The 12,234-nt window shown below is 74.2% G+C and carries 7 protein-coding genes, 1 tRNA gene and 1 pseudogene; 7 read left to right on the forward strand and 2 right to left on the reverse strand.

What is annotated here, in order from left to right; genetic code table 11:
* The first annotated feature begins 151 nt into the window (after positions 1–151).
* From tmk to ACFRAC_RS21380, 4 genes are all read left to right on the forward strand, one after another.
* Entirely contained in the window at positions 152–3,343 is a 3,192-nt protein-coding gene (tmk, locus tag ACFRAC_RS21365) for a dTMP kinase (protein WP_382925822.1), read from the forward strand.
* Between the two features lie 90 nt (positions 3,344–3,433).
* The gene (locus ACFRAC_RS21370; protein ID WP_382925824.1) at positions 3,434–4,639 is read left to right on the forward strand and encodes a DNA polymerase III subunit delta'; all 1,206 of its coding nucleotides are present in this window, start codon (positions 3,434–3,436) and stop codon (positions 4,637–4,639) included.
* Between the two features lie 100 nt (positions 4,640–4,739).
* Complete coding sequence (locus ACFRAC_RS21375) at positions 4,740–6,368, forward strand: alpha/beta hydrolase (protein WP_382925825.1); 1,629 nt, start codon at positions 4,740–4,742, stop codon at positions 6,366–6,368.
* Between the two features lie 151 nt (positions 6,369–6,519).
* Positions 6,520–6,593: transfer RNA gene (locus ACFRAC_RS21380), tRNA-Thr, on the forward strand.
* Positions 6,594–6,639: 46 nt separating this feature from the next.
* Here the strand turns inward: ACFRAC_RS21380 and ACFRAC_RS21385 are convergent.
* Positions 6,640–6,992 (reverse strand): annotated as a pseudogene (locus tag ACFRAC_RS21385) (tyrosine-type recombinase/integrase); the annotation flags it as partial.
* Between the two features lie 307 nt (positions 6,993–7,299).
* Here ACFRAC_RS21385 and ACFRAC_RS21390 point away from each other — a divergent pair.
* From ACFRAC_RS21390 to ACFRAC_RS21400, 3 genes are all read left to right on the forward strand, one after another.
* The gene (locus ACFRAC_RS21390; protein WP_382925828.1) at positions 7,300–7,494 is read left to right on the forward strand and encodes a hypothetical protein; all 195 of its coding nucleotides are present in this window, start codon (positions 7,300–7,302) and stop codon (positions 7,492–7,494) included.
* Positions 7,495–8,070: 576 nt separating this feature from the next.
* Positions 8,071–9,471: a Tat pathway signal sequence domain protein gene (locus tag ACFRAC_RS21395; RefSeq protein ID WP_382925830.1), complete on the forward strand. Its 1,401-nt coding sequence runs from the start codon at positions 8,071–8,073 to the stop codon at positions 9,469–9,471.
* A 95-nt stretch (positions 9,472–9,566) separates the two neighbouring features.
* Positions 9,567–10,460: a glycosyltransferase family 2 protein gene (locus ACFRAC_RS21400; RefSeq protein ID WP_382925833.1), complete on the forward strand. Its 894-nt coding sequence runs from the start codon at positions 9,567–9,569 to the stop codon at positions 10,458–10,460.
* A 61-nt stretch (positions 10,461–10,521) separates the two neighbouring features.
* On the opposite strand, the gene ACFRAC_RS21405 is transcribed toward ACFRAC_RS21400, so the two are convergent.
* Positions 10,522–12,234: a bifunctional 3'-5' exonuclease/DNA polymerase gene (locus ACFRAC_RS21405; RefSeq protein WP_382925835.1), complete on the reverse strand. Its 1,713-nt coding sequence runs from the start codon at positions 12,232–12,234 to the stop codon at positions 10,522–10,524.

Consider the following 12,234-nt stretch of genomic DNA (forward strand, 5'->3'; position numbering starts at 1 on the left):
CCGCAATCCGGCGCTCACGGCGCCGGATTGAGGGGCCCGTACCGCGTTCCGGGTTCGCGAAACGAACGCCTCGGCATCAGTTTGGTGTCGGGGCGGGCGTACGTTCGGACGGGCGCGCCGGGCTGTCGGCGCGTGCCGATAGGCTGAACGCATGACGCGAGCCGAGCAGCCAACGGCCCACCCCGAAGCCCCCGACGACGCGCTGGTCGCGGACTCCCGAGAGCGTGCCATCCGCGCCCTGCTGCGCCGGCCGCAGCTGAAGCGGCTGTGGAGCGCGCAGCTCGTCGGCGGTGTCGGCGACTTCCTCGCGCTGCTGGTGCTGGTCCTGTTGGCCCTTCAGACGGCGATCGCCGAAGGGTCGTTCGGCGGCGGCTACCGCGGTGCGGCGTTCGCAGTGGCGACCGTCTTCGGGGTGCGCCTCCTGGCGACGCTCCTCTTCGGTGCCGTGCTCCTCGGCCCGCTGACCTCGCTGACCGGCCAGGACGGCCCGCTCGACCGGCGCTGGACCATGGTCGGCGCCGACGGACTGCGCGCCGCCCTGCTGATCGTCGCCCCGCTCTGGATCGACTGGACCCCGGACAACGCGCTGGCGCTCCTGCTGGTCACCGCCTTCGTGACCGGCGTCGCCGAGCGGTTCTGGACGGTGGCCCGCGAGAGCGCCGCCCCCGCGCTGCTGCCGCCCCCGCCGCCGGAGGGCGCGACCGTACGGCCGCTGCCGGACCACCTCGACGCGCTGCGCCGGCTGTCGCTGCGCACCGCCTTCGTCGCGGTCCCGCTGGCCGCCGTCGCCCTGATCGCCGCGTCCCTGCTGAACAACCTGCTCGGCACCGGGATCGACTGGTTCGCGCAGCACCAGGCGGCGCTCGGCTCGTACGTCGCGGCCGGCCTGTTCGCCGCGTCCCTGTCCGTCGTCACCTTCCTGGAGCTGCCCGACACGCGCACCCCGCGCGCGCGGTCGCCGCTGGAAGGGCTGCGCCGCCCCAAGACCGGCACCGGTGCCGACAAGGGCCGTACCGGCGCGATCGCCCTGCTCGTGACGGCGTGCGCGGCCGTCGCCGCCGCGGTGGCCGCCGCCGTCGCCGTGGCCGTCCTGCACGCCAAGGACCTGGGCGGCGGCCCCGTCCTGTACGGCCTGATGGTGCTCGCCCTGACCGGCGGCGTGGTGGCCGGCATCCGTACGGCGCCCTCCGTGCTGCCGGCCCTGTCGCGGCGCCGCCTGCTCGCGCTCGCCGTCGCCTTCACCGGCGTCGCCCTGCTCGCCGCGGGCCTGGTCCCGGACGTCACCACCGTGCTGCTGATCCTCGCCCTGGCCGGATTCGGCGCGGGCGTCTCCGCCAACACCGGGCACGGCCTGCTCGACCAGGAGGCCGAGGAGTTCCGCCGCCCCCGCACCACGGAGCACCTGCACGCGGTCGTACGGCTGTGTGTCGCGCTCGGCGCCGTCCTCGCGCCGCTGGTGGCCGCGCTCATCGGGCCGCACCGGCTGGAGAGCGGCAAGTTCGTCTTCGCGCACGGCGGGGCCGCCTTCACGCTGATGCTGGTCGGCGCGCTGCTGCTGCCCGTCGCCGTGCTGGTGCTGGCCAAGGTCGACGACCGGTCCGGGGTGCCGCTGCGCAAGGACCTGCGGGACGCCGTCCTCGGCGGGGACGACCCCGAGCAGGTACCGGCCACCGCCGGCTTCTTCATCGCCCTGGAGGGCGGCGACGGCTCCGGGAAGTCCACGCAGGCCGAGGCGCTGGCCGAGTGGATCCGGGGCAAGGGCCACGAGGTCGTCGTCACCCGCGAGCCCGGGGCCACGCCCGTCGGCAAGCGGCTGCGCTCGATCCTGCTGGACGTGTCGAGCGCGGGCCTGTCGCACCGCGCGGAGGCGCTGCTGTACGCGGCGGACCGTGCCGAGCACGTGGACACCGTCGTCCGGCCCGCGCTGGAGCGCGGCGCCGTCGTGATCTCCGACCGGTACGTCGACTCCTCGGTCGCCTACCAGGGCGCGGGCCGTGACCTGTCGCCGACGGAGATCGCCCGGATCAACCGCTGGGCCACCAACGGCCTGGCCCCCCATCTGACCGTGCTGCTGGACGTGGCGCCGGGGACCGCGCGCGAGCGGTTCACCGAGGCGCCGGACCGGCTGGAGTCGGAGCCGGCGGAGTTCCACGCGCGGGTGCGTTCCGGCTTCCTGACGCTGGCCGCCGCCGACCCCGGCCGCTACCTGGTCGTGGACGGCAGCCAGGAGCCCGAGGCGGTCACCATGGTGATCCGGCACCGGCTCGACCAGATGCTCCCGCTCTCCGAGGCCGAGATCCAGGCCCGGGAGGAAGCGCGCCGCAAGGCCGAGGAGGAGGCCCGCCGCAAGGCGGAGGAAGATGCCGCGCGCAAGGCCGAGGAGGAGCGCCTGGAGCGCGAGCGCCAGGAGCAGCTCGCCCGGCTGCGCGCCGAGGAGGAGGAGCGCAAGCGGCGCGAGCTGGAGGAGGCGCAGCGCCGCGAGGCCGAACGGCAGGCCGAGGAGGCCCGGCAGCGGGCCGAGGAGGCACAGCGCCGTGCCGAGGAGGAGCGCAAGCGGCTTCTCGCGGAGGAGAAGGCGCGCGCCGAGGAGGAGGCGCGCCGCAAGGCCGAGGAGGAGCGGCGCCGCAAGCAGGCCGAGGAGGAGGCGCGCATTCGCGCCGAGGCCGAGGCACGGCGCCTGGAGAAGCAGCGCGCGGCGGAGGAGGCCCTGCTGCGGGCCGAGGAGGCCCGGCGGCTCGCCGAGCAGGCCGCGGCCGCCGCAGAGGCCGGCCCCCGGCCGACGGCCCCCCCGGCCCCGGCCGCACCGGACGACGCGATGACCGTCCCGACGCCCGTGGTGACCCCGGAGCAGGCGGCCGCGGGCAGGGCGGCCGACGAGACGGCTGTCCTGCGCCCGGTGCGCGACGAGGAGCGCCCGCCGGCCGAGGAGTCCGCTGCGGAGTCCACCTCGAAGCTGCCACGGCTGTCGGAGCCGTCCGGCGCGACCGACGAGACGGCGGTGCTGCCTCCGGTCCCGCCGGGCGCGACGGACGAGACGGCCGTGCTGCCGCCTGTGCCGCCCGTGCCGCCGGGTGCCGCCGACGAGACGGCGGTCCTGCCGCCGGTGCCGGCGGACGGGCCCGGCGACCGGGTCCCGCCGGGGTACTTCCGCGAGGAGGAGCGCACGCGCGAGATGCCCCAGGTCGACGAGACCGGCACACCGCGCCGCCGGACCCGCTCCGACTGGGCCGAGGAGACCCCGCTGGACGACCTGCCGTCCCTGGCGGACGAGCTGCTGGGCCCGCACGAGGACGCGTACGGCGACGAGGACGGCGGCGGCCGGGGCAGGGGCCGACGGCGCTGACCCCTGCCGGGCCTGGCCGGCCCGGTTGTCAGTGCCGACCCGCACAATGGACGCGGTGACCCGAAGCGTGACGAAAGGCGGGCGGCGCCCATGACCGTGTGGGACGACCTGGTGGGGCAGGAGCGGATCAGCGAGCAGCTGGACGCCGCCGCCAGGGACGCCGACGCCCTCGTCACGGCCGTGGCCACGGACGCCCCGCCGCCCGAGGCGTCCAAGATGACGCACGCCTGGCTGTTCACCGGCCCGCCCGGAGCGGGCCGGAACCAGGCGGCGCGGGCCTTCGCCGCCGCCCTCCAGTGCGTCAGCCCCGACCGCGCCCTGGGCGGCTCACCCGGTTGCGGGTTCTGCGACGGCTGCCACACGGCACTGCTGGGCACGCACGCCGACGTGACCACCGTCGCCGCCGTGGGCGCCCAGATCCTCGCCGACGACATGCGGGACACCGTCCGCAAGTCCTTCACGTCACCGGCGAACGGCCGCTGGCAGGTCATCCTCGTCGAGGACGCCGAGCGGCTGAACGAGAAGTCCGCCAACGCCGTGCTCAAGGCAGTCGAGGAGCCCGCCCCTCGGACCGTGTGGCTGCTGTGCGCACCCTCCGTCGAGGACGTCCTGCCCACGATCCGCTCCCGCTGCCGCCACCTGAACCTGAGCACGCCCTCGGTCGACGCCATCGCCGACATGCTCGTCCGGCGCGAAGGCGTCGAGCCGGAGGTCGCCGCCGCCGCGGCCCGCGCCACGCAGGGGCACGTCGACCGCGCCCGCCGGCTGGCCACGGACCCGGCCGCGCGGCAGCGCCGGGCCGCCGTCCTCAAGCTGCCCCTGCGGCTCGACGAGATCGGCGCCTGCCTCAAGGCAGCCCAGGAACTGGTGGACGCCGCCGCCGAGGACGCCAAGCAGCTCGCGGAGGAGACCGACGCCAAGGAGACCGACGAGCTGAAGACGGCGCTGGGCGCGACCCAGGGCGGCAGGATGCCGCGCGGCACCGCCGGTGTCATGAAGGACCTGGAGGACAAGCAGAAGCGCCGCCGTACGCGGACGCAGCGCGACAGCCTGGACGTCGCGCTGACCGACCTCACGGCGTTCTACCGCGACGTCCTCGCCCTCCAGCTCGGCTCCCGGGTGGCCCTCGCCAACACCGATGTCGAGGACGCGCTGGAGCGCCTCGCCCGGGAGAGCTCGCCCGAGTCCACGCTCCGCCGGATCGAGGCGATCGCCGCCTGCCGGTCCGCCCTGGACAGCAATGTGGCGCCGCTGCTGGCGGTGGAGGCGATGACGATGGCGCTCAGAGCGGGCTGACAGCCGGGCGCCTCACTCCAAATGACGGTGCGTGTAACACGTACGAGCGGAGACATGTACGGAGGGCGTTTAAGCGACTCCATAGAGTTACGCTCGCCAGATGCACACCTGGCGCAGCACCTCAGCTCACCCCGGCCCGGCCCCGAGCACACCGGGCGCACGCGATCGCCGTCGCCGCTCCCGGCGGGCGGGCACCCTCGGTGCCCTGCTCGGCGTCGCCGCGCTGCTCGTCTCCGCCTGCTCCTCCGGCGGATCCGCGGAACCGGCCGGCCACCCGGCGGCCGGGGCGGCCCTGGCCGCGCTGCCGCGGTCGACACCGGCGGCACTGAGGCCGTACTACGACCAGAAGCTGACCTGGCGGGCGTGCGGGGTGTCCGGGTTCCAGTGCGCCACGCTGAAGGCGCCGCTCGACTACGCCGAGCCGGACGCCGGTCAGACCCGGCTCGCCGTGGCCCGCAAGAAGGCGACGGGCCGCGGCGAACGGCTCGGATCACTCATGGTGAACCCGGGCGGACCGGGCGGCTCGGCCGTCGCGTACCTCCAGCAGTACGCCGGGATCGGCTACCCGGTCGACGTGCGGGCCCACTACGACATGGTGGCCGTCGACCCGCGCGGGGTCGCCCGCAGCGAGCCCGTCGAATGCCTCGACGGACGGCAGATGGACCGGTACACGCAGACGGACTTCACGCCGGACGACGAGAAGGAGGTCGGCGAGCTCGTCGACGCCTACAAGAGGTTCGCGGAGGGCTGCGGGACGGATGCCCCGGCTCTGCTGCGCCACGTCTCGACCACCGAGGCGGCGCGCGACATGGACCTCCTGCGCGCGGTGCTCGGCGACGAGAAGCTGGCCTACGTGGGTGCCTCGTACGGCACGTTCCTCGGGGCGACGTACGCCGGCCTGTTCCCCGACCGGGTGGGGCGGATGGTCCTGGACGGCGCGATGGACCCGTCCCTGCCCGCCCGTCGGATGAACCTCGACCAGACGGCGGGCTTCGAGACGGCGTTCCGCGCGTTCGCCCGGGACTGCGTCCGGCGTTCGGACTGCCCGCTGGGCGACGAGGCGAAGAAGGTGGGCACCAACCTCAAGGCGTTCTTCAGGAAGCTCGACGCACGGCCCGTCGCGACCGGCGACCCGGACGGCCGCAAGCTCGGCGAGTCCCTGGCCACCACGGGCGTGATCGCGGCGATGTACGACGAGGGCGCCTGGCCGGCCCTGCGGGACGCGCTGAACTCGGCGATGGAGGAGAACGACGGCTCCGGACTGCTCGCCCTGTCCGACAGCTACTACGAGCGGGACGCCGACGGCCGGTACACGAACCTGATGTTCGCCAACGCCGCCGTGAACTGCCTGGACCTGCCCTCGGCCTTCGCCACCCCGGACGAGGTCCGCAAGGCCCTGCCGGCCTTCGAGAAGGCGTCCCCGGTGTTCGGCGAGGGCCTGGCCTGGGCCACCCTGAACTGCGCGTACTGGCCGGTGGCCCCCACCGGGCAGCCGCAGCGCATCGAGGCCAGGGGAGCGGCCCCGATCCTCGTGGTCGGCACGACCCGCGACCCGGCGACCCCGTACCGCTGGTCCCAGGCCCTCGCCCGCCAGCTCTCCTCGGCCCGCCTCCTCACCTACGACGGCGACGGGCACACGGCGTACGGGCGGGGCAGCACATGCATCGACCGCACGATCAACCGATACCTCGTCCGGGGGACGGCCCCGGCCCAGGACAAGCGCTGCTGACGACCACGCGGAGCCGGCGGCCCCGCTCCCGTGCCGCCCCGTGCCCGCCCCGGAAGCGGGGCTCCGGGGCGGTGCGGGGGCTGGTTCGGAGCATCACAGAAACTGTGTAGACTTACCGACGTTGCTGATCGCACCATAGTGCGGGCAGCGTGCCGCCTTAGCTCAGATGGCCAGAGCAACGCACTCGTAATGCGTAGGTCTCGGGTTCGAATCCCGAAGGCGGCTCTTCTTCAAGCCCAGCCCAGACATCGTCTGAGCTGGGCTTTTCCGTTCAGCGGATGCGACGACGACGCCGGGCGCGCTCTGCACGGGTGTCGGCGGTCTCGCTTCCGGTCTCAGTGGGGCCCGGAATCGGGCCGACCGCGGCGGTACGAAGAACTCGCCCATGCGCCGCATGGCGTCCTTGGACAGGTGGGACCGACCCTTGAGGTACCGCCGGGTCTGACTGATCTGCGTGTGCCGAAGAATCTCCATGATCGTGGGCATGTCGACGCCCAGCTCCTTCAGGATCGTGCCGGCGGTGTGGCGGCTCCCGTCGTACAGACGCCGGTCATCGATCCCGGCCTTGAGCAGGTCCTTGAACTCCTCGTAGTCGACCCGTGGGTCCCGGGTCAGGCCGGCGGGTCATCTACCGGGACAGCGAGCCGTCGTCGAGTCGGATGCTGGTGGTGGCCGTTGTCGAAGGCTGCCCGTCCTGCGATCCGGAAGTCGTGAGGCGTGAGTGAACCGGTGACAGCAGACAGTGTCCGTACCGGCTCGCCGCGTCTTGGGTAAGTAGGCGCGGAGGCTGAGGAGTTGGGCGGGGGTGTGTGCGGCTCGCGCCGGCCGGGGCCGTCGTGTGACGATCTGACGGTTACCGCCAATAACCGGCTCCGCCCTTTGGCGGTCCACTGCCCTGCGGTGCGGCGTCCGCCGTCGCTAGCGTCCCCGTATGACGCGACGTAGGCGCATCGGGGCGCGGCGTATCAAGGGCTTACAGCGGGTGCGGGACAAGGCGCTCAGCCGGCGGGAGAGCCGTGGGTCGGGGGGATGGGGCGGACGGCTGGGGCGGCGGGCGGAGCGTGCCCGGCCCTGGCTCCAGTTCCTCGCCGACGTGGCCTCGCTCCTGGCGAAGGTGGTGCGCTAGGGCGTCTTTCGGGAGTCTGGTCGCGTCGCACCCGGAAGCGCAGGTGCCGCGCGCGGTCGCCCTGGATCACCGTGTGCGGGTCGTCGCGCAGGTGCCGGGTGTCAACGGAGCCGAAGTACCGCTTCCCGTCGAAGCCTTCGGCACCCTGGCGTAGTCGTTCAGGGCGACGTCCCCGTCGGTGTGCCAGTCGACGAGCGGGCCGGACCGGTCCTGGTCGTCGGCGAGCCGTCCACAGACACGACGTTGTGCATCACCACGGTGGTCAGGTGTGCATCACCACGGTGGTCATCTGTCTCCCCTGTCCGCCGGAAGGCTGCCGCGTCCGGCCGGTGTCCGGCCCTCGGTCCCAGCCGTCGCCGTCGGGTGCCCAGCCGTCGCACGGAGAGGTGGACACTGTCGGCCCCGGCCCCAACCCCGGCCCCGGAATTCAGCGGCCGCCAAGTTCTTCCTACGACACGGGCGTTGACCCGGCCAGGAGCCGCCAGCAGAATGAGCGCGCATCCCTGAGAGCGCTCTCAAAATGCTGTCCGAGGCCCGCTCTCACCCGTGCTTCCAGCTCCGGCCCGAGGGAGATCCATGACCGACTTCAGCGACAGACAGGGCCCGGCGCTCCGCCGCCGCTCGCTCCTCGGGGCCGGCATCGGTGCCGCCGTGCTCACCGCGGCCGGCGTGGGCACCGCACACGCGGGTGTCTCCTCCGGCGGGAGCGGCGCCGGATCGGCCGGGCGGCGGGCGGTGGCCTTCCTCGCCGCCGCCATGGACGCCTATCCCGAGCAGGGCGGCATCCGGCTCGCCCAGAGCTACACCGACCAGGCCGGCCTCTTCAGCACCGCCTTCACCTACGACAACGGGCTCGCGATCCTCGCCCTGCTCGCCGCGCGGACGCCGGACGCGCACGCCCGCGCGGTCGCGCTCGGGGACGCGCTGCTGTACGCCCAGTCGCACGACCCCGTCCATGACGACGGGCGGTTGCGGCAGGCGTACAACGTGGGGCCGTACACCTTCTACGACGGCTCGCTCCAGCCCGACGGGTTCGTGCGGGCGGACGGCACGGCCAACGTGGGGACGCAGTTCGGGTTCACGGGGACGGCCGTCGGTGACATGGCCTGGGCCGGGATCGCGCTGGCCGCGCTGGCCGGGCGGACCGGGAAGCGCCGCTTCCGCGACGGTGCCGTGCGGATCGGGGAGTGGATCGAGCGCAACGGGCGTACGGACGACGAACCCCTCGGCGGCTACAAGTTCGGGGTCGACGGGGCCGGGGCGAAGCTGCCGTTCTCCTCCACCGAGCACAACACCGACCTCGTCGGTCTCTTCGGCCGGCTCGCCCTGCTCACGGGGGACCGCGTCTGGCGGGAGCGGCGGGCCCACGCCCGGGCCTTCGTGGAGCGGATGTGGGAGGCGGACGGCGGCTTCTTCTACACCGGCACCAACGACGGGGTGACCGTCAACCGCTCGCCGATCCCCGAGGACACCCAGACCTGGACGTACCTCGCCCTCGACGCGCGGTCCCGGGCCCGCTCCCTGGACTGGGCGGCGCGCCACCTGGCCGTCCTCGACCACGCGGGCCGGCCCAACAGCACGGTCCCGGCAGGGCAGTCGTACGAGGGCGTCACCTTCAGCTCGGCCAGTCTCCTCGCCGACGAGGGCGCCCCGATCGCCGACGGGCAGCCCAGGCCGGACCGCAACGGCGTGTGGTTCGAGGGCACCGCCCACCTCGCGCTCTCCCTGCGGGAACGGTACGGCCGGGGTGACGAGGCCCGGGCGCGGCGGCTGCTCGACTCGATCGAGCGGGCCCAGGACCGGCTCGGCGACGGCCAGACGGTCGGCGGGCGGGCTCTTCCCGCGCGGGCCGGTGTGGTGTCGGCCAGCAGCCCGATCGACACCGGGTTCGGGTTCGGGTACTACCCGTACCGGCATCTCGGGGCCACGGCCTGGTACGTGATGGCGGCCGAGCGCTTCAATCCGCTGCGGGCCTGAACGGGGCGGTGGGCGAACGCGGCACGTCGTCCCGGTGAACCACTAGCATCACGCCGATGATGGTGGCAGCCGGACGAGACGGACGAGGGACGGGCATGACGGAACCGAGGATCGCCGTGGCCGTGGTGACCATGGGCAACCGGCCCGTGGAGGTCGACGCGCTGCTGGAGTCCGTCGCCAAGCAGGACCTCGCCCCCCACCGCATCGTGGTCGTCGGCAACGGCTGCCCGCTGCCCGAGTTCGCCGAACGCCTCTCGCTGCCCGGCGAGTTCACCGGCATCGAACTCGACGAGAATCTCGGCTGCCCCGGCGGGCGCAACGCCGCTCTGGAGCGGCTGCGCGCGTTCGGGGACGTCGACGTCGTGGTCGAGCTGGACGACGACGGCCTGCTCGTCGACGCCGATGTGCTGCGCCGGGTACGGGATCTGTACGCCGCCGACGACCGGCTCGGCATCGTCGGGTTCCGTATCGCCGACGAGCACGGCGAGACCCAGCAGCGGCATGTGCCGAGGATCGGCAAGTCCGATCCGCTGCGGGGCGGTTACGTCACGGGCTTCCTCGGCGGCGGGCACGCGCTGAGCATGGCGATGCTGGCGCAGACCGGGGACTGGCCCGCGGAGTTCTTCTTCGCGCACGAGGAGACCGACCTGGCGTGGCGGGCGGTCGACGCCGGCTGGCGCATTCTCTACGCGCCCGAACTCCTCCTCCAGCACCCGAAGACCTCGCCGGCCCGGCACGCCATCTACTACCGCGTGAACGCCCGCAACCGGGTCTGGCTGACCCGCCGCCGTCTGCCGTTCCCGCTCATCCCGGTCCACCTGGGGATCTGGATGCTGCTCACGCTCGCCCGCACCCGGTCGGCGGCCGGTCTGCGGGCCTGGTTCGGCGGCTTCCTGGAGGGCGTCAGGGAACCCGCGGGCGAACGGCGGCCCATGCGCTGGCGCACGGTGGGACGACTCACCCGCCTGGGCCGGCCGCCGGTCATCTGAGACGCGGGACGAGGGGACCGTACGGTCGTCCGAGAGCGCGCCGGAGCGGTCCGGCCGTCCCTCACTTCGCGTCCGCGTAGCACTCCACCACCGCCGTGGTGAACGGGAACCGCACCGGCGTGTCCCCGAACGTGAGCCGTCCGGCGAGCGCGGACGCCTCGCGGATAGCGGCCACGACGGCCTCGGCCTCCTCCTCGGGACAGTGCACGATCACCTCGTCGTGCTGGAAGAAGACCAGTTCGGCCGCCATGTCCGCACAGGACTGGCGCAGCGCGGCGAGCAGCAGCAGGGCCCAGTCGGCCGCGCTGCCCTGGACGACGAAGTTACGGGCGAAGCGGCCGCGGGCGCGGGCGTTGGCGGAGGCGTAGCCGGGCACCCAGTCCTGGGGCGCGGACCCGTCGGCCGGCCCGTCCGGCCCGGACGGGGTGTCCGGGACGGGGATGCCCGCCTCCTCGGCGGCCTCGTCCGACGTCCCGGCGGCCGGGGGTGAGGTCCGTCCCAGCCAGGTCCGCACGAGCCGCCCCTCCTCACCGGCCCGCGCCGCCTCGTCGACGTACGCGACCGCCCGGGGGAAGCGGCGGCGGAGCGCGGCGAGGTTCTTCAGCCCGTCGCCGGACGTCTGGCCGTAGACGGCGCCCAGCACGGCGAGCTTGGCCTGGGCGCGGTCGCCGGAGAAGGCGCGGTCGGAGACGGCCTGGTAGAGGTCGCTCTCCCGCGCGGCGACCTCCATCAGCCCGGGGTCCCGGGAGATCGCGGCGAGCACGCGGGGCTCCATCTGGTCGGCGTCGGCGACGACGAGCCGCCAGCCCGGGTCGGCGACGACCGCGCGCCGGATCACCTTGGGGATCTGCAGGGCGCCCCCGCCGTTGGTCACCCAGCGCCCGGTGACGGTGCCGCCCGCGAGGAACTCGGGCCGGAACCGCCCGTCGCGCACCCAGTCCTGCAGCCAGGACCAGCCGTGCGCGACCCAGATCCGGTACAGCTTCTTGTACTCGAGGAGGGGTTTCACCGCCGGATAGTCGACGGACTCGATCTCCCACCGCCGGGTCGACCGGACCTTGATGCCGGCCTGGGCGAACGCCTTGATCACATCGGCGGGCAGATCGGGCCGCACCCGGCGCCCGAACGCGGCCGACACCTCGTCCACCAGCTCGGCCAGCCGGCGTGGCTCCCCGCCGCCGGCGTACCGCTCGCCGAGCAGGTCGGTGAGCATCCGGCGGTGGACGTCGGCGCTCCAGGGCAGCCCGGACCGGTTCATCTCGGCGGCGACGAGCATGCCCGCCGACTCGGCGGCGGTCAGCAGCCGCATGCGGTCGGGGTGGGCGGTCCGGTCGTGCCGCCGCTGCTGGTCGGCATGGACCTCGGCCAGGTCGGCGAGCGGCACGGGGATCGTCTGCGGGTCGAAGAGGGAGGACTGGGCGCCCGGCTCGGCGGCGCGCTGCGGCGGGTCGGGCGGCACGGGGCCACCCCGCAGCCGCGCGAGGGCGGCGGCGGCCGACCGGGGCGCGCCGTGCCGCCCCTCGTGGCCGAGGAGGAGGGTCTCGGCGTCCTCGATGTCGTAGCACCGCTCCACGCGGACGCCCGCCGCGAGCAGGCGCGGATAGACCTCGGCGGTGGAGCGCCACACCCAGCGGGTGACCCCGGGCCGTCCGCGCACCGCCTCCGCGAGGTCGGGTGCGCGCAGCGCCGGTCCCGCGAGCAGCCCGTCCGGGCCGAGGGGGGCGATCTGCGCGCCGCCGTCCTCGGCCGGGGCGAGCGCCCACCGGTCGGTCAT

The sequence above is a fragment of the Streptomyces sp. NPDC056628 genome, assembly GCF_042792555.1.
Taxonomy (GTDB): domain Bacteria; phylum Actinomycetota; class Actinomycetes; order Streptomycetales; family Streptomycetaceae; genus Streptomyces.